Raw genomic sequence first — 18,721 nt, forward strand, 5'->3', positions numbered from 1 at the left:
ATGCTGGGCGGGGCGACGACCGGCTCGCCTCCGGGGGCGGGGGACTCACCGGAGGGCACCACCTGGAGCTTGTAGTGGCGCACGCCCTTGGGCAGCACGACCTCCACCAGGGGGTTCTCGGTCAGCAGGGCCTGGTTGACCTTGAGGGTCACCTCGCCGTTCTCGTCGCTGATGGCGCTGAGGCGGTTGCGGAACTCACCGCCGCCCACCTTGGCGCCCTTCACCGGCTGCCCCGTCTGTGAGTCCACCACGCGCAGGACCACGAGCTGATCCTCGGTGAGCTGCGTGGTGGTGCCCGCCGTCTGGATCAGGTCCTTGTAGCGCGGGCGCAGCGAGAGCGAGCACGCCGACAGCAGCGCGGTGGAGAGGAGGGCGACGGTCAGCAGGTTGCGGCGAAGGCTCATGGGGTCCATCCAGGCTGGGAAGCGGTACGGCAGAGGCGCGGCAGCATAGCCGCCAGCCGCCGGGCGCCAAGTCTCCGATGCGTCACGGCCCCCGCGTGCGGCAGCCACCCCACGCCGCGTTGGGGAAATTCCCGGCGGGCAGGCGCGGCGGGCGCCCTTCCTCTCGGGGTCCGGAGGAGCCGTCAGCCCTTCCACCTGCCCGCTTCCAGCACCATCTCAAACCCTGTCCGGGCACCGTCCTTCCCCCGCCCGCACGGAGGCCAACGCCCCATGGATGAGACCTATACGGACGCCCCTGAACGCCAGAGTCCCTCGCATCGCCTGCCGCCGCTGCCCAACGAGACGCTGGAGTATGAGAGCCACCCGGCGAACACCCGGGTGGTGCACAGCCACATTGATTGGAAGCACAACCGGTTCAAGGTGAGCGTGGTGACGATGGTGCTCATCAGCCTCGCCACCTTCTTCGCGCCGCTGGTCAACGGCATGCTGGCGGGCGTGTTTGGCGGCTTCCACGCGGGCAAGCCGCGCCGTGCGCTGGGGGCCGCGCTCGCCACGGCCATCGTGGTGCCCGGCGTGCTCTACACGCTCTTCTACGTCTTCGGCGTGGGCAGCGTGCGCATCTTCTCCGGACTGGGCTTCACGACGTGGAGCGTCCTGCACGCCATCGGGGTGTTCGTGGGCGCCATCTCCGGTGCCGCCAGCCGGCCCATCTTCAGCGGCGAGGTCCCCGTCATCACCGTCCCGCGCGTCAGCGGAGCTCCACTCCTAGCGCAAGGCGACGTCGCGCCCATCCTTCCGGAAGGCTCGCACGATTATTCGCGGGACCTGACCACGACGCGAGTCGTCCCTCCCAGTGGACCTGTGCGCGGGGAGTGAGCAGCACGCTCCAATGGGCGACGCGCCCCAGGTACCACTCCACCTGGAGCGTCGCGTCCGCCTCGTGCGTGAAGCCTGACGTGGTGCCCGCGCGCCACGCGGGCACGTACGCGGCCTCCAACCGCAGCGCGCTTCCGCCCGGTCCGGGCAGGCCCGCGCGGTGGGACAACGACAGACGGGGGCCCACGGCGGGAGCGTTCTGGAACGCGCTCCAGTCCATGGTCGCCCGCGCGCCCAGGCCCACCGCGAGGAAGGTGTCGAAGCGCTCCGACGACGCCACCACGCCCAGCGCCTCCGCCTGCACCGACATCCGGTAGGGCAGCAGGCGTTCGGAGTCCGTGGACATCCCCGCCTCCGCGCCCCAGCCCAGTGCGTCCGAGACCGAGCGTTGCTGCTGGGGCAGCTCCGGAAGCAGCGTGCGGTAGCCCACCAGCGTCAGGCGCGAGCCGAGGATGCGCGGCACGCCCCAGCGCGGCTCCACGGAGAGTTCCCCGTCCAGCACGCGCAGCTCGCTGCTGGACTGGAAGCCATGCAGCCGCGCGTCCCCCAGCGCTTCGTTCATCGCGGAGGTGCGCAGGCTCACCACGGGCCTGGCGTCCCCCACGCCCGGGAAGTCCATGCCCGCGCTCACCACCGTGCGGGACGCGCCGGATTCGCGCAGGGCGCCCCGAGCCCAGGTGGCCTCCCCTTCCGTCTTGCGCGCTTGGTCCCGGGCGAGGAACGCGCGCGGATCCACGTCCGCCAGCGGTCCGTCGTTGAGCAGGCCCTGCGCGTCGGTGGCGGCGGCGAAGGCGGCCTCGGTGCGTTCCGCGCGCACCAGGGCCTTGAGTTCCTCCGGCGTGGGCGGGCGCTTGGTGGCCGCGTCCAGCGCCTGCTGGAGCACCGCCGTGCGGTCCAGCACCGCGAGCTTTCGCTGCAGGCCATCCTCGCGCTCGAAGAGGCGCTGCCGGTCGAGCGCGCCATCGGCGGCCTTGCCCTCCTTCAGGTCGAGTGCGAGGAGGCGCTCGCGGTCGATGGTCAGCTTCTCCGCTTCCGCCCGGTCCACCGCCGCGCGCTCCACTCGCACCGCGTGCGCGACGTACGCGTGCAGGGCTTCGCGCACCTCCGCGCGTGACGTAGGGCGGGCGGAGTCCAGCGCCGTCGTCACCGCGTGCGTCAGGTGTTCGTAACCGTCGCGGCGCATGTCGGGTTCGGCGGACTGGAGGAGGCGGTGCACGCCGCGCAGGGGCGCGAGGGCCTGAGATGGAAGCAGGGTGGCGAGCTTCGTGAGGAGCTGCTCCTGTTCCGTGAGGGCGCGTCGGGCGCGGTCGCCGGTGGATTCAAAGGCGTCCGGGACGTGCTCCAGGAGCGACACCGCGCGTCCGTTCGCGTCCACCACTTCGGTCTTCGCCAGCGTGTCCAGCGTGGCGGTGGGCAGCACCCACAGCGTGCCGGGGGCTCGCACGTGACGGTCGTCCTCCAGCGCTCCGTTGAGGAGGAAGAGGAGCGCGGCGGCGCAGTTGTCGGTGAAGAAGTAGTAGCCCAGGTAGCCGCGCCGCTCGAGTTCCCAGGTGCGCTCCAGCATGCGCCGGGCTTCGCCGGGCGTGAGGTTCAACCGGAAGCGGCGGATGGTGCGCTGCTCCAGCTCCAGCGATTCGTGGGCGATGGCGCCCAGGGTGCCGGTGAGGAAGACGGTGCTGTAGCCACCCGTCATGCCCTTCACCAGGTAGCCCAGGCCCTTCGACTCCAGGCCGGTGAGGGCCACCAGTTGCACCACGCGCTCGAAGCCGGGGCCCTGCACCACGGTGCCCTCGCGCCACACCGGACGCAGGAGGATGTGGCCGAAGAGGGATTGGGGCTGCCGGCCCGTGGCCGCGACCAGCAGGACCTCCAGGTGGGACAGCGCGTCCGCCTCCGCCCAGGCGTCGAAGGCCGGGCAGTCACCGCGTCCGGGCAGGTCGCCCAGGTGCGCTTGCGCGAGGAACTCCGACAGGGCGCGCGCCTTGGACAGCTCCTGGCAGCGCACCTGATCATCCACGGGCAGCGCGTCCGCGCGCAGGGACTCGGCGGGGATGAAGAGTTCTTCCGCGAAGGTGACGAGGTCCAGCGAGGCGCTGACCTGGCCTCGCGCGCGGCTGAAGGCTCCGGCGTAGGTGATGCTCGCGGATTCCTTCCACGTCAGGGGCCGCTCGAAGGGGAGGATCCACCCGTCCAGCCGGCGCCACTGCCGACGCCGGCTCCAGCGCTTCGCGTCGTCCCAGCGCTGCATCACGGCGTGCACCACGGCCCGGCGGCGCCACAGGTGTTCGGCCTCCACTTCCGTGAGGCGTGACAGGCGCAGGGTGGCGCGGCGCTCCTGCGTGGGGGCGTAGCGGTAGAGGTGGAACTGCTCGCGGTCCCCGGACCAGTCGGGACGGGCCTCGGAGCCGTCGCCCAGGCCCAGCGGCGCGGGCTCCGGATGGAGCACGAACTCCAGACGGCCTCCGGGAGGACGGCGCATCGCGGGAGGCAGGGCGGCGAGGCCCGCTTCCACGTCGGAGATCAGCCCGGCATCCCGCGCCGCGGCGTCGCGCAAGGTGATGCCCGTGGTGGCCTCCAGCGCGGCCACGCGGGACGGCAGGTTCAGCTCCGCGTCCGGCGCTTCGTTGGCGGCCTGTGACGGCTCCTGGGCCCTGGCTCCGACGGGCAGCGTCAACAGGACCACCAGGCCCATCCACAGCACGGACGCCCCCCGCGCTTCGCGGGGCCTCAACGGGTGACCTCGGCCGCCGGGGCCTCCCCTTCCTGCCGCAGGAGGAACGCCTGACGGTCTTCTTCGAGCCGCGGTTCGGTGCGCGCCAGCTCCCCCACCCGCTCCAGCCACTCGCGGGCCCGGTCGGGCGTCAGGGCCTTCGCCTCCGCCAGCGCCAGCAGCTCCTGGCGGTGCGAGCGCAGCAGCCGGCCAAAGACATCCAGGTTCTCACGGCGGATGCGCGCCGCCTGGGCCAGGTCCTCCACCGTCGGGCCCGCGCCCAGGGCCAGGTCCTCGCGAAGCTGGTACGTGCGCGCGCGCAAGTACACCTGGGCCGCGCGCCCCACCTCACTCGGTGAGGGCTTGAACCCCTTGCGCCGCTCCGAGTGCTCCTGCACCTGCCAGATGACGACGCCCAGGCCCAGCACCGTCAGGGCCACCGCGGCGGTGCTCAGCAGCTGGTTTCCCCGCTCGTTGCTGCTCCCGCTCCGCGAGCTGGAGTCCTCGCCCTGGTCCGCCTGGCTCGACTTGCTGGTGTCCGAGTTGCTGCCCTCGCTCGACTCCGAGTGGCTGGCGTGGCCCTCGCGGGAGCTGCCCGAATCCGACTCGCTGGAGTTGCCCGAGTCCGAGTCGGTGGAGTCGCTGGAGTCACTGGAGTCCGAGTGGCTCGACCCTTGCTCACTGGTGCCGCTGGACTCGGACCGGCTCGAATCCCCGCCGCTGGAGTCCCCCGTCCCCGACTCGCTCGAATCGCCACTGGACCCGGACCGGCTCGAGTCTCCGCCGCTGGAGTTGCCCGAGTCGGACTTGCTCGAATCCCCCTGGCTGGAGTTGCCCGAGTCCGACTTGCTCGCATCCCCCGCGCTGGAGTTGCCCGAGTCCGACGCCCCCGCGGCCCTGAGGCCTCCGACAGGCGTGCGACAGCCCACCGCGAGCATCAACATCGACACCATCACCACGCGTTTCCACGAACGCTCCATCCGCATCCATCCCCCTCGGAGGTCATCACCGCGTCCTGCGCGGCCCATCCCTAGCCAACCGCATGCCGGCTGGGGACGGGTGCATTATCAGCGGCTTGGAGGATGACCTCGCGCGTCAGGCGCGAAACGGATGTATCAGGGTGCGTCGCGGATTTCGCGCCCGTGCGCGTCAGGCGCGCCGGTGCTACGCGAGCCGTGCGTTCTCGGATTCACTCCGCGCACGTGCGGGCCGCTCCTCCACGAAGAGACGTCGCAGATAGGGATTGAGGAACCGTCCCTCCGGGTCCAGTTGCTCGCGCACCCGCTGGAAGTCGTCCCAGCGCGGATACAGGTGTTTCAACGTCGCCGCCGTCTGCGTGTGCAGCTTGCCCCAGTGCGGCCGGCCGCCGTGGTTGCGGAAGATGGCCTCCGCGCCGGAGAAGTACGGCTCCAGGGGCATGCCCTGGTACTGGTGCACCGCGATGAACGCCCGGTCCCCGCCGTGCGCCGGACTCAGGAACACGTCGTCCCCGCGCACGAAGCGGTACTCCACCGGGAAGTGCACGGGCAGCTTCTCGCGCGTGATGTATTCAGACAGCTCGCGCAGGCAGTCCGGACCCCGCTCCACCGGCACGCCGTACTCCATCTCCTGGAAGCGCACGAGGCGCGGCGTGGCGAACAACGTGTGGCTCTGCCCCGCCAGCACCCCCTCCGACGCCAGCTTCGCCGACAGCCGGCTCACCGGCGCGCACCACGCGGGGTTCATCCGGCACGCGCGGCTCACCGCGCCAAAAACGGCGTTCTCCATCACCATCTCGTTGAGCCAGCGCCCCACGCCCACCCCGTGCGGGGCCTCGTCCGTGAGGTCCATCGCCTTCGTCATCACCCGGTCCGAGTGGGGGAACCAGAAGAACTCGTAGTGCCGGTGGCGCGAGCGCGCTTCATCCAGGCCGGAGAGACACTCCTCCAGCCCCAGGTTCCGCCGCGTCAGCCGCAGCCGGTACGCGGGCAAGAGCCGCAGTCGCACGCGCGTCACCACGCCCAGCGCCCCCAGCGACACGCGGGCCGCCTGGAGCAATTCCGGCGCCTTGTCCTCCGAACCCGTCACCTCCTCGCCGCTGGCGGTGACGAGCGTGATGGCCTTCGCCTGCGTGGAGAGGATGCCCAGTCCCACGCCCGTGCCGTGCGTGCCCGTGCCCAGCGCGCCCCCGAGCGATTGCTTGTTGATGTCGCCCAGGTTCTCCATCGCCAGGCCGTGCGACGCGAGCAGCGTTCCCAGCTCGCGCAGGTTCGTGCCGGCCCACACGGTGGCCTCGCGCGCGGAGGCGTCCACCGCCTCCACCCCGGACAGGGCGCCGAGCGACACCATCGTCTCGTCCGTCGCGCACAGCGGCGGGAACGAGTGGCCGCTGCCCACCACCCGCACGGTGCGGCCCCTCCCTCCCGCGTCGCGGAGCGCGGCCTTCAGCGCGTCCACCGAGTCCGGTTGGAGGAACTCCGACGGGTGGGCCACCACCGCGCCGGACCAGTTGCGCCACGTCTTCGTCTTCGCCGTCACGGACGCCATGCCGTCATCCCCAGTCGCCCCGGTAGGTCGGGACTTCGTCCACCACGCGGCCCTCGGAGATGAGCAGGAGCGTGCGGAAGTGCTCGCAGATTTCGCCCGCCTTCGCGTGCCGGAAGAACACGGGCGCGCCCAGCGGCAGGGGCACCGGCCCCGCGTACGCGATGGGCGTCTGCACCTCGCCCGCACCCTCCAGGGGCAGCAGCTTCGCGCCCTCGGGCAGGTAGGGCACGGGCAGCTTGTCCGCGCCCGCCGCGCCGGAGGCCACGTAGCCACCGCCCTGCAGCGTGAAAATGCCCGGGCCGGGACGGCGCGTGACGGGGATGGCGAACGCCACCGCGGGCAGGTGGTGGAAGCCGCGATAGCCGTCGAAGAGCGCGGGGGAATACAGGCCGCTGCCCGCCGTGAGTTCGGTGACGCTCGTGTCCTCGCGCGTGGTCTCCAGGCTGCCGGTGCCGCCGCCGTTCACGAAGCGCACCGGGAAGCCCGCGTCCTTCAGCGCCGCCACCACCGACTGCCTTCGCGTGCGCACCGGACCGACCGAGGCCCGCTTGAGCGCGCGGATGGCCAGGTTCTTCGCCCGCGCGTGCGGCGCCGCGTCCGGCACGCCCGCGAGCTGCGCCTCGTAGCCCATGACGCCCGCGAGGAAGACGTCCCCTTCCGCCGCGATGCCCCGCGCCACCGCCAACGCGTCCTCGGACGTGCGCACCGGGGAGCGGTGCACCCCGAAGCGCAGCCCCGGCAGGTCCACCGACAGGTCCACGTCCAGGCACAGGGGGACTCGCGTGCCCTGACGCCGCGCCGCCCGGGCCGCGAGCGCCACGTGCTCCTGGCAGTCCACCATCAGCGTCACCGGCGCGGGCGCACGGCACAGCTCCGCCAGGGCCTCCGGATCCACGATGGGGTAGCCCATGAGCAGGTCCGTAAAGCCGCGCTCGCGCAGCCGCACGGCCTCATCGGCGCTGAAGCACATGAGGCCCTGGAAGCCGGGATGCCCGTCGAGCACCCGCCGCAGCAGCGCCACGCACCGCACCGACTTCGTGGCCAGGCGCACCGGCAGGCCGCCCGCGCGCTGCACCAGCGCCGCCGCGTTCTCACCCAGCAGGTCCACATCCGCGAAGGCCACCGGCAACCGCCGCCCCTCCAGCGCCCGGGCGTAATAGGCATGGTCACGCGTCATGTCAGGACCTCCCATGTCAGGGCTTTGGGCGAGCGGCCATCATCGCCGCGCCACGTCACGGCGCGAGGCCCCATGGCACCGGATGCGTGGGGTGTCGGACAGGAACCCGGGCCACGGAGGACGTCGTCGGAAAAAGGGGCAGCGCGCCGGACATCCCTGGGGGGACGCCGGCGCGCGCACACACGGATTCTTCGACTCCAGGTCGGCCCACCCCCCCGGAAGGGCACGGAGCGGCATCGTGCCCCCCGCCGAAAGCCATTTCTATTGAGGAAATCACGCGAGTCCCAAACGACTCGGGGTGACCGGAATGACTTCTCACCTGGACAGAAGGAACGACTGTGGATTCCACTTCCGACCTCACAAGTCTTCCAATTGCCTCCAACGGATATACTAAGGAAATCGTGATTGATTTGATTTCCGAGGACCAACGCCTCCTACGTGAGTTGGAGGGCCTGCTGGGGGTGGTGGAACCCGGCTCCGAGGCCCTTCCCACGGTCCTCGTGGCCCTCCGGGACGCCCTGCGCGCGGAGCGGACGGCGGCCTACGGTGTGGACGTAGGTCCTGACCGCTACCACACGGCCTTCGTCCATGGCGTGGGCTTCTCCGAACCGCCCCCGGTGCTGACGGAGGTGTTCGACGCGTCGCTGCCGCCGGCGGGGAGCCACTTTGGCTACTTCGACCCGGCGCGCCCGCCGCCGGCCCAGCGCAACCAGCCGATGCGCTTCTCCGCGCTGGGGCTGACGGAGACGCTGCGGGCCCTGCCCCTGGCCGGGAACGGCACGCTGTGGGAGCGGCTGGGATTGAGCGAGGCGGAGTGGGAGCAGGCCCGGACCCAGCTCGCCGTCCACGCGATGGGCCTCTACCGGCGTCTGGGGTTGGAGCACATGGCCCAGTTGCGGGTGCTGGTGTGCGAGGGCGAGACGATGCTCGGCTGGCTGGGGGCCTTCCGGCCCGAGCCCTTCACGGAGCGGGAGCAGCAGCTGCTCCACGCGCTGACGCCGGCCATCCAGCGGCGGATGGCCATGGACCGGAGGTTGCGGGAGGCGGGGCTCCTGGGTCCGGCGCTGGGGGCTGCGTTGGAGGTGTTGGGGCGGCCCGCGTGGGTCGTCACGTTCAGCGGCCGGGTGATGCACACGAACAAGGCGGGCCAGGCCCGATTGGAGCAGGACGTCCAGGGCGTGACGGTGCAGGTGCGCGACTGCATCCGGAGTCCTCCGGGCACGGGGCCCCTGTTCTCCTCCGGGCCGCTGCGCACGCCAGGGCTGCCGGACCACTACCTGGTGCTGGATCCGGGCCCGCCCTCCATCGAGCCGACCGCGAAGCTGCCGGTGCTGACCCAGCGCTGGGGGCTCACCGCGCGCGAGGCGCAGGTGTTGGAGCATGTGGTGCAGGGGGAGACGAACAAGGCCATCGCCCTGCACCTGGGCTGCGCCGAGCGCACGGTGGAGGTGCACGTCACGCACCTCTTGAACAAGGCCCAGGTGGAGAGCCGCTCCGCGCTCATCTCGCGCTTCTTCCAGTCCTGACGCGAAGCCCCTCCGGGGTGGGTGGGGCGCCGCGCGAGGCGTGCGTAGGATGAGGGGATGGACGAAGCGCTGCTCAAGAAGGCGTTGGCTCGGGCCGACGCGGCCGTGGCGAAGGGCCCGCATGCGACGCCCGCGGATGGACGCCGCCGCACGCGGCACGTGGCGATGGGAGACCCGCAGGCGGACTTCGAGCGGGTGATGTCCATTCTCTCGCTGCACGGGCTGCTGGGTGAGGACGGAGGGCTGCGCCCGGACGTGTGCCTGGTGTCCGTGGGCGACCACTTCGACTGGGGTCCCGCGTCCGAGCGCGAGCACGTGGCCCGGAGCGGCCTGCGGTTGGTGGCGTGGCTCGCGTCGCATCCGGCGGATCAAGCGGTGCTGCTGCTGGGCAACCACGACCTGGGGCGCGTGGGGGAGCTGGCGGACTTCACCGATGCGACCTTCCACGCCGCGCAGGTGGAGGCGGACCGGCTCTACCGGGGGGACGACACGGACGCGGCGGCCGAACGCGACTTCATCGCGCGCTGGCCGGGACTGCCCACGGTGGAGCTGGTGGCGCGGGACTTCAGCGCCTGGAACGAGGAGCAGCGCGCGTGGGTGGAGCACCTGCTGCGGGCGCGGCGGTTCCGCGTGGCGCATGCGGCGGGGGCGTCATTGCTGGTGTTGCACGCGGGCGTCACGCGTGAGGACCTGGACGTGGTGGGGCTCGAGTCCGGGCGATGGGCGGATGCGCACGCGATGGCGGACGCGCTCAACGGCGTGATGGACCGGGCGGTGGCGGCATGGACGGGCGGGCCGCTGGTGCTGCCAGGGCTGCACCATCCGGGCAACGCGACGTCGGGCGAGGGAACGGGCATCTTCTACCAGCGGCCCAGCCTCCAGGCGGAGGATGCGGAGCGCGTGCGAGGAACGCCCCGTCGGCGGTTTGATCCGCGGCGGCTGCCCCTGGGATTGACCCAGGTGGTGGGCCACACGCGCGACAAGCGGGTCCGGGAGTTGGTGTCCCCGGGTCCCGTGCGCGACGGTGTGCTGCGCCACCTGACGACGGATGGGACGCGCGTGGACTACGCGCACGGCCCGCCTCCCACGACGGGTCCAGGTGAAGCGGTGATGGTCTTCACGGATGGCGCCATGCGAGAGGGCCGGGCGGAGGACTTCGACCTGTTCGACCTGGAGGCCCGGCGCGCGGTGCCGGTTCACACGGCCCGCGCGAAGGGGGATGGCCTGACGTGAGGGCTACGGCGCCGCGCCAGGGGATGCGGCCGGCGTCTTGAGGCCGGCGAGCTTCTTCTCCAGCCCTTCGACCTGACGCGGCGACACCTGAGCTGCGGGCAGCGTCTTCGCGAAGGTGAGTGCCTCCTCCAGCGTCTTCGTCGCGGACGCGGTGTCCTTGCGGGCCACGTAGATGTCCGCGCGGCCGGAGAGGACGGACAGCCTCCGTGCCCCCTGCACCCGCGCCAGGGCCCGGTCGTTCGCGGCGAGCGCGTCATCCAGCCGCCCCGACAGGCGGTACAGCGTCGCGAGCCGCGCGGGCGGGTTGTAGTCCTTCGGCAGGTCGCGCTCGCTCTGCTCCAGCGCGGGGATGGCCCGCTGCGGCTGCTCCAGCGTCATCGCCGCGAGCATGCGGTGCGAATCGAACACGGTGCGCGCCTCGGGGTTCGGCGCCTTCGCAGCCTCGCCCTCCAGGAACGCGAGCCACTCCTCCGCCACCTTCTTCGCGCCCGCGGTGTCCTGGTCGGCCTTGCGCGCCTCCACCAGCACCTCGTACAGGCCGGAGCGGTCATCCGCCTCCATCGCGATGGAGGGCGGCGCGAGCACCTCGCGCGCCTTCGCCTCCAGCGCGTGGCGCAGGTCGGCGGCCTCAGGCGTGCCCTGCGGAATGGCCAGCGCGCAGGTGAGACCGTTGAGGACCCCGTTGGCCAGGTTGAGCGAGCGCTGCACCTTCGGCAGCTCCGCCACGGCCTTCTGGGCACACGGCACGTACTGCTTCGCGCCGTATTGGGCCATCAGCAGCGACTCCAGCGCGCGGCCCCGGCGGGACCAGTCGGCGGGGGCCTCCGCGAGCGCGAGCGACAGGGCCTCGGCGGCCTCCGCGGGCTTGCGCTCACCGTAGAGCGCGTCGCCCCGGGCGAGCAGTGCGTCCGCGCCCGTGGCGCCGCCCTTGTACGCGAGTTCGCCGTCCTCGAAGAGGCGCTCCAACTGGGGCACCGTGGCGCTGCCGGCGAAGCGCAGCAGGGCCTTCTCCTCGCGCGGATCGATGATGAAGAAGGTGGGCCAGAACTCCACCGGGTACTTCTCCTGGAACGTCGCGTTCTGGGTCAGGTCGGTGTTGAGCTCCAGCCACACGAAGCGCTCCGCGTGCTTCGCCAGGGCCTTGTCGGTGAAGACGTAGGCGCGCATGGAGCGACAGGTGTGGCACCAGGGCGCCCACGTGTCGACGAACAGGGGCACGCCCTTCGCCTTCGCGTCAGCGAGCGCGCGGGCGTAGTCGTCCGGGATGAAGGGCAGCGGGCCTTGCGCGTGCGCGTCGGCCACGGGCGCGTTGGCGTGCGTGGCCGTGCAGGCGATGGACCCCGACAGAAGCAGGCAGGCGAGGAGTGAGCGCATGCGGCGCACCCTACCAGCGCGGTGGAGGGGGTGTCCCCGGTGGACAGTGCTCGCACACATCTCTGGGCACCGACGCGCGCGCGTGCTGTCTTGCGCGGGCCCCTATGCCCATGAAGGACCCTCGCGCCCTGCGCACCGCCCTCGCGTCCGCCCTGGATGCCCTGCCCGCCTCGGAGCTGTTTCCGGAAGGCACCGACGCCGACCTGGCCCGCCGGCTGGCCGAACGCCTGCGCCGCGACCTGTTGCCCCGCCTGGGCTCCGGTACGGAGGACGTGCCGCTGCTCCTCGTGGCCATCGCCGGGCCCAACAACGTCGGGAAGTCCACGCTCTTCAACGCGCTGGCGAAGGCGTCCCTGTCCCCCGCGCGCCCCGAGGGCGGACTGACCAAGCAGTGCCTGGCCGCGGCGAACCCGGAGACGTGGACGGGCGACCTGAAGGACGTGCTCACCCAGCGCTACGACATCGTCCCGGTGGTGGAGGGCACGGTGGCACCGGTGGATGCGCCCGGGCCCGCGGGCCGGCTGTACCTGGTGCTGGCGGACGCGGTGCCGCGCGGGCTGCTGGTGATGGACACGCCGGACTTCGACAGCGTGTACCGCGACAACCGCGAGCGGGCCGAAGCGCTGCTCGTCACGGTGGACGTGCTGGTGTTCGTGGTGAGCCGGCAGACGTACCAGAACGCGGCGCTGGTGGACTTCCTGCGCGCGGCCGTGGGCCACGGGCGGCCGTACCTGCTCGTCTACAACGAGGCCACGCGCGAGGACGTGGCCCGGGGCCACCTGGAGAAGCTGGCCCAGGACGTGGGCCACCCGCCGCTCGCGCGCTACCTGGCGCCGCACCAGCCGGACGTGGAGGCGGGACTGAAGCCGCTCGCCACCGAACCGCTGGATGGGCGGCCCCCGCTCGCCGCGCTGCTGGGACAGGCGGAGCACGCACGCGAGCTGAAGGCCCGGGCGCTGGAGGCATCGCTGTCGGATGCGCGCGCGGAGCTGGACGCGGTGGCCCGGGCGGCGACCCGCGCGGCGCGGGAGCCGGAGCGGCTGCGGCAACGGCTGCGGCATGACCTGCGGGGCATTGGCGCGCAGGCCGCGTTGAAGGCCGTGCCCGCGGACGTGCTCGTGGATGCGTTCCGCGATGAGCTGGACGCGCGCAGCACCTTCCACCGGATGGTGCGGCTGCCGTTCCGGGGACTGGCCACGGCGCTCACGTTCGTGACCCGCAAGGTGCGCGAGTCCTTCACCGGCCCCCGGCCCCACGAGGCGCTGCCCACCCAGGCGGTGGATGACTCGCTGAAGGACGGGCTGCGGCGGCTGGTGGACGCCTTCGCGCCGGAGGTGGCCGCGTGGCGCGGCGACGCGGAGACGAAGCAGAAGCTGGCGGAGGCCTTCGGGCCCGCGATGCTCGGCCGGCTGGATGCGCCGCTGGAGCTGGGCGCGCTGCATGCGCACGCCGCGGACCGGGCGACGCTGTATGACTTCTGTCGCGAGCTGGTGGGCCGCGAGCTGCAGGGCGGCATGCGCGAGGAGATGCTCCAGACGCTCACCACGCTGGTGTACTCGGTGCCGTCGGGGGCGGCGGCGGTGGTGACGGTGGCCACCGGCGGGCTGGGACATGACGCGGTGGTGTGGGCGGGAACGCTCCTGTCCACGCCGCTCCTGGAGCGCTTCGTGGACCTGCTGGGGGCCCAGGTGCGCGCGACGGTGACGCGCAAGTGGGCGGATGCCCACGGGGCCACGCTGGCACAGGCGATGGAGACGCGCTTCTTCACGGACCTGCTGTCCCACCTGGATGCCCAGGCCGACGGATGGCTGCGCACCGCGGCCACGCTGGAGGCGGCGCGGGCGGCGACGGAGTAGACGGCCGCTTCCGGACACCCTGCGGCCTTGCGGGCGGAGGGAAGACTTCGTGCCACGCCGCCACCGATGCGTCATGCTGGATCCGCCATGACCGGTCCGGGCCCGGAGGCGGGTTCTCCCCTCATCCTGTCGTTCCGCCACCTGCTGACCGAGTCCGTCGGGGCGTTCCTCGACGAGGCGGACATGACGTGCCCGCTGACGGCGGACGCACTCAGCGAGCTGCTGGTGACGCTGTCGCGCTACCGCGAGGAGGGCGCGCTCCTGTTCCCCACCGCGTTCCTGGGCGACGACCTGGGCGCGATGCTGGAGCTGCTGGGCGGGCACGACCCCATCCCCATCGGTTCGGGACCGCGCAACCGCGCCACCATCCAGCGGGCCCTCAAGCAGTGCGCGCCGCTGGGCCAGGGGCGCTGGTGGGCGCTGTACCTGCTGCGCGAGCCGGAGGGCCTCACCTACGGCATCTTCCGGACGGATCCGTTCCCGCTCGCGGAGACGCCGCTGGAGCGCCTGCGGCATGCGCAGGACCGGGGCGTGCGCGTGGTTGGCGTGTTGCAGCTCGCGGACAACATCATCGAGCTGCGCGCGGGCGGCGGACTGGTCCGGCACGTGTACCTGTCCGGTGCGAGAGTCGACCTGGAGCCGCCCTCGGTGGTACTGGACTCGCTGGCCAGCGCGGTGACCGAACAGGTCCTGCCCTCCAGCCGCGAGCACGCCCGGGGTTTCTTCCGGCGGGTGATGTTCGAGGTGATGCAGTCCTCGCACGGCACGCTGGTGGCGGTGCTGCCCCGGGAGCGCGCGGGTTCGGCGCTCTTCGTGGATGGCATCCTGTTGCCCCGGCCCATGGACGTGGTGGCGCTGCTGGACCGGCACCACGCGACGCCGGATGGCAGCGCCGCGTCTGCGGTGCGGGCGAGCGCGCAGCTCTTGCGCGGCATGATGGCCACCGACGGCATCACCGTGCTGCGCGCGGACGGGTGCATCCTCGGGTACAACGTCTTCGTGCGTCACCCGGAGACGCTCGCCCGGCAACCGGCCTTCTTCGGTGGCGCGCGGCGACGGACCTTCGAGGTGCTGTGCGCGGCCCTGGGCGGAGAGCTGGCCGCGGCCTTCATCCGCTCGCAGGATGGCGATGTCGCGTGCCGTCGCGCGTGACGCGTTCGGCACCGCAACGATTTCCAGTTTTGCTTGCTGTACGGACTGAGTTTGATTTCGCCCCTGACGGACGTCGTCCGACGAGCGGAGGACCCTGGAGGTCGCATCCGAGCGCCGGGATGTGTGACGTGGGAAAGGAAGTTGAGAACGTCAAGCAAATCTGAAAGGCTGCCCGCCGCCGTGCGACCCTCCCCCCTGCCCTTCCGCGCGTGTGCCGCGCTGTCCCTGCTCGCTGTGTGCCTCGCGAGCGCGCCTGCCGTGGCCCAGAAGCTGCCGGATGTGGTGGTGACCGGAGCACCGGTCGCCCCGTCCCCGAATAGCGAGGTCGGCACGGGGCTCTGCATGGCGTCCAACGTGTGGACGCGGGCCGTGAGTGAGTATCCGCAGAGCCAGACGAACTACACGGGCGACCTGAACACATACATGGAGGAGAACCGCGCGACGCGGCAGACCTCCGTGCTGCGCTCCGCGTTCGACCTGTCGAACAACTTGAATGACGGTCGCACGCTCAGCTACGGCGACTTCGTGAACGTGGTGACAGGCTGTCCCATCGGTGGTTGTGGGTTCCACTACAACACGCCGACGGTCCGGTTCGTCTCGCGCTTCCGCGGCTACCTGAACGTCACGCCGGACATGCTCGGGCGCGTCCTGCACTTCGGCTTCTACGCCGACGACGCAATCAGCCTGGTCATCTTCGACCGGAGCAACGCCCGCTACAACGTCATCATCCGCCCACCGGAACTCGGTGCGGCGACAAGGCGCACCACCAACTCCGTCACCTTCACCCAGTCAGGGCTCTATCCGGTCGAGTTGATCTACGTTCAGATCGTGGAGCACGCAGCCCTGGAGTTCGCGGTCCTGGATGGAACGTTCACGGATTTCGACGAGCCCGCGAACCAGCCTCCGGTCGTCCCTCTCTCCAGCTCCGGCTTCTCCCTGGTCCAGCCCGCCCAGTTCTACCAGTCGGAGAACGGGCGCCCGTCCTACCCGGGCAATCTCAACCAGTGCGAGCAGTGCAACCGCAACGACGCGAACGCTCAGAACAACAGCACCTGCGGTCCGTACTACTACTGCAACTCCGCCGCGCTCTGCGCGCCCTGCGACTCCGCCCTCTTCTGTGGCGCGAGCTGCTCCCCGTGCGGCCTGTCCACGCCCTACTGCGCGAACCTCAACGGCCAGACGGCCTGCGTCCAGTGCACGGAGGACTCCCAGTGCCCCAACGGGCGCTGTGACCTGACCGACAACTTCTGCCGCGGATGCAACGACAACGCGGACTGCCCCACCGGCCGCTGCGACCTGACCGACAACTCCTGCAAGGGCTGCGTCAACGATGCCCAGTGCGGCTCCGGTCAGGTCTGCGACGAGCCCACCTTCACCTGCGTCCAGTGCACCGGCGACGAGAACTGCCCCAACGGACAGGTCTGCGACCCCACCTCGAACACCTGCTCTGAATGTAACCAGGACACCGACTGCGCCCGGGGCGAGCAGTGCTCCAACCACGTCTGCGTCCTCTGTGACGCCAACGACGCCTGCGCCGGCAACTCCTGCAACTGCTGCCCCAACGGCACCCAGTGCGCCGCGCCCACGCCCGGCGCCCCGCCGTCCTGCGTCGAGTGCACCACCGACAGCCAGTGTTCCAACGGCCAGCGCTGCGACACCGTGAACGGCGCCTGCGTCGACGCCGTCCCCGAATGCAACACCGCCGACCGCTGCGGCCCCGGCTGCTCAAAGTGCCCCGGTGAGCGCCCCTTCTGTCTCGACGGCGAGGTCTGCGTCCAGTGCCGCACCGACCTCGAATGCGGCGACGGCCAGTTCTGCCTGAGCGGTGAGTGCAGCGCCTGCACCACCGACGAGCGCTGCGGCAGCCGCTGCGGTGCCTGCGGTGACGCCACCCCGCTCTGCCTCACGGACGGCTCCGTGCAGAACAGCGTCTGCGTGGGCTGCGTCAACGACTCCGACTGCGGCAGCGGCACCTGCGACCCCACCACGCGCACCTGCTCCAACACCGGCGCCTGCGCCATGACGTGCGCGGAAGGCCTCGTGTGCGACGGCGCCGCGTGCGTCGAGTGCTTCGCGGATGCCCACTGCCCCTGCGGCGGCACCTGCGACCTCGCCTCCAGCACCTGCAGCGAGTCCTGCGCCGACAGCGGCGACTGCCTGGGCGTCGAGTTCTGCTCGGCCGAAACCCTCCAGTGCGAACGCGGCCGCCGCAAGCCCGGCACCGAACCGCAGGGCGGCGCCTTCTGCTGCGGCACCACCGCCGAGGACACGCCCACCGGCAGCACCGCCATCCTCGTCACCCTCGCCCTGGGCTTCCTCTTCCTGCGCTCCGCCCGCCGCGTCCGATGAAGCCTTCCCGCACGCCGCTCCTCCCTTCGCTGCTGTTGGCCCTGTCGCTGTCCACCGCCGCCAGCGCCGCGCCGGATGCGCGCTTCAACCTCCAGCTGTTCCGTCCGTCCGGCGCGCCGCAGGACCTGGTGATGGTCACCCAGTCCCGGCCCCTGTCCCACCTGTCCGTCTCCGCCGGGCCCTACTTCAGCTACTCCATCAACCCGCTCTCCCTCGTCCCCAAGGACGGAGACCTGGGCTCCATCAGCCTCGTGGGCAACCGGCTCCAGTTGGATGTCATGGCCACCGTGGGCCTCTTCGACTGGGCCGAAGTGGGCGTGGACATGCCGCTCGTCATGCTCCAGGGCGGCCAGAACCTGGAGGTCATCGGCACCGAAGGTCCCGTGGAGAGCTTCGCGCTCGGCGACCTGCGCCTCACCGGCAAGGTGGCCCTGCCCGGCCTGCGCCGCTCCGCGGAAGGGCACGGCTGGGGCAGCGCGCTCACCTTCAACGTCAGCTTTCCCACCGGCGTGCAGGAGGCCTTCGCGGGCGACGGTGAGCTCACCTATGCGCCGGGCCTCGTCGTCGACTACCGCTTTGAATCCGGCATCCTGCTGGCCCTCAACGGCGGCTTCTGGAAGCGGCCAGACCGCATCTTCAGCGGCGTGAACATGGGCGACATGGCGCCCTTCGGCCTGGGCACGGAAGTGCCCCTCCTGCGCGGCAGCGGCATCACCCTGCTCGGCATGGTGAACGGCGCGGTGGGCCTGGAGAAGGAGCCCGACCAGCCCCGGCAGATTCCCGCCGAGCTGCTCATCGGCCTGCGTTGGTACAGCTCCACCGGCATCACCTTCACCTTCGGCGGCGGCCTGGGCTGTGGCTGTTCGCTGGCGTCCCCGAACCTGAGCTTCTTCACGTCCATCATCTGGGTGCCCGCCAAGACGCGCGAGTGGGAGGCCATCGAGCGCTTCAAGGAGCCGCCCGAGCCGCCGCCGCCGCCCGTGGATCCGGACGGCGACTCCGTCATTGGCGAGAAGGACCGCTGCCCCACCGTGGCGGGCCCGGTGGAGAACGGCGGCTGCCCGGACTCCGACGGCGACAGCGATGGCGTGGTGGACCGGATCGACAAGTGCCCGGACGTGCCCGCTGGCACGCGCGGCAAGGACGGCTGCCCGCTCGCACGCACCGTGGGCAATAAAATCGTCATCCTGGAGCAGGTGAACTTCGCCACCGACCAGGACGTCATCCTGTCCGAGTCCTTCCCCGTGCTGGAAGAGGTGGCGCGGGTGATGGAAGTGAACCCGAAGCTCGACCGCATCCTCATCGAGGGCCACACCGACTCGCGCGCCAGCGACAGCTACAACCTGGAGCTGTCCAAGCGCCGCGCCGCCAGCGTGAAGCGCTTCCTCATCGAGAGCGGTGTCGCCGCGGAGCGCGTGTGCTCGCAGGGCTTCGGGCGCAGCAAGCCCGTGGCCGACAACGCCTCGGAAGAGGGCATGGCCCTCAACCGCCGCGTCGAGTTCACCATCCAACCGCCTGTCGACGGCCCCCGCCCGCCC

Annotated in this window: 12 protein-coding genes; 6 read left to right on the top strand and 6 right to left on the bottom strand. The window is 71.4% G+C overall.

What is annotated here, in order from left to right; all coding sequences use genetic code 11:
- From D7X74_RS26370 to D7X74_RS26390, 5 genes are all read right to left on the bottom strand, one after another.
- Positions 1–404, bottom strand: a 404-nt coding sequence (locus D7X74_RS26370; RefSeq protein ID WP_120535763.1) for a hypothetical protein, incomplete at its 3' end; no start/stop codon positions are given.
- A 748-nt stretch (positions 405–1,152) separates the two neighbouring features.
- The gene (locus tag D7X74_RS26375) at positions 1,153–3,972 is read right to left on the bottom strand and encodes a DUF4105 domain-containing protein (RefSeq protein ID WP_120535764.1); all 2,820 of its coding nucleotides are present in this window, start codon (positions 3,970–3,972) and stop codon (positions 1,153–1,155) included.
- A gap of 35 nt (positions 3,973–4,007) precedes the next feature.
- Entirely contained in the window at positions 4,008–4,970 is a 963-nt protein-coding gene (locus tag D7X74_RS44395; RefSeq protein ID WP_233602261.1) for a hypothetical protein, read from the bottom strand.
- Between the two features lie 184 nt (positions 4,971–5,154).
- Positions 5,155–6,516 carry a D-arabinono-1,4-lactone oxidase gene (locus D7X74_RS26385; RefSeq protein ID WP_120535765.1) on the bottom strand — a complete coding sequence of 454 codons (1,362 nt, stop codon included), beginning with the start codon at positions 6,514–6,516 and terminating at the stop codon, positions 5,155–5,157.
- Positions 6,517–6,520: 4 nt separating this feature from the next.
- On the bottom strand, positions 6,521–7,693 hold the full coding sequence (locus D7X74_RS26390; protein WP_120535766.1) for an amino acid deaminase/aldolase: 1,173 nt from the start codon (positions 7,691–7,693) through the stop codon (positions 6,521–6,523).
- A gap of 401 nt (positions 7,694–8,094) precedes the next feature.
- Between D7X74_RS26390 and D7X74_RS26395 the strand changes: the two genes are divergently transcribed.
- On the top strand, positions 8,095–9,219 hold the full coding sequence (locus D7X74_RS26395) for a LuxR family transcriptional regulator (RefSeq protein WP_120535767.1): 1,125 nt from the start codon (positions 8,095–8,097) through the stop codon (positions 9,217–9,219).
- A gap of 57 nt (positions 9,220–9,276) precedes the next feature.
- The gene (locus D7X74_RS26400; protein ID WP_120535768.1) at positions 9,277–10,452 is read left to right on the top strand and encodes a metallophosphoesterase; all 1,176 of its coding nucleotides are present in this window, start codon (positions 9,277–9,279) and stop codon (positions 10,450–10,452) included.
- A gap of 3 nt (positions 10,453–10,455) precedes the next feature.
- Here the strand turns inward: D7X74_RS26400 and D7X74_RS26405 are convergent, their stop codons facing one another.
- The gene (locus D7X74_RS26405) at positions 10,456–11,826 is read right to left on the bottom strand and encodes a thioredoxin family protein (RefSeq protein ID WP_120535769.1); all 1,371 of its coding nucleotides are present in this window, start codon (positions 11,824–11,826) and stop codon (positions 10,456–10,458) included.
- A 110-nt stretch (positions 11,827–11,936) separates the two neighbouring features.
- On the opposite strand from D7X74_RS26405, the gene D7X74_RS26410 reads away from it, so the two are divergent.
- The 4 genes from D7X74_RS26410 to traB form a co-directional block, all read left to right on the top strand.
- Complete coding sequence (locus tag D7X74_RS26410) at positions 11,937–13,682, top strand: GTPase (RefSeq protein WP_120535772.1); 1,746 nt, start codon at positions 11,937–11,939, stop codon at positions 13,680–13,682.
- Positions 13,683–13,769: 87 nt separating this feature from the next.
- A complete protein-coding gene (locus D7X74_RS26415; RefSeq protein ID WP_120535770.1) occupies positions 13,770–14,834 on the top strand; it encodes a hypothetical protein in 1,065 nt (354 codons plus the stop codon).
- 180 nt (positions 14,835–15,014) lie between these two features.
- Entirely contained in the window at positions 15,015–17,183 is a 2,169-nt protein-coding gene (traA, locus tag D7X74_RS26420) for an outer membrane exchange protein TraA family protein (RefSeq protein ID WP_233602262.1), read from the top strand.
- On the top strand, positions 17,180–18,721 hold a 1,542-nt coding region (traB, locus tag D7X74_RS26425), incomplete at its 3' end, for an outer membrane exchange protein TraB (RefSeq protein ID WP_147446685.1). The genes traA and traB, both read left to right, overlap by 4 nt.

Origin of the sequence: Corallococcus sp. CA047B, from assembly GCF_003612065.1 — a bacterium.
Lineage (GTDB): Bacteria > Myxococcota > Myxococcia > Myxococcales > Myxococcaceae > Corallococcus > Corallococcus praedator.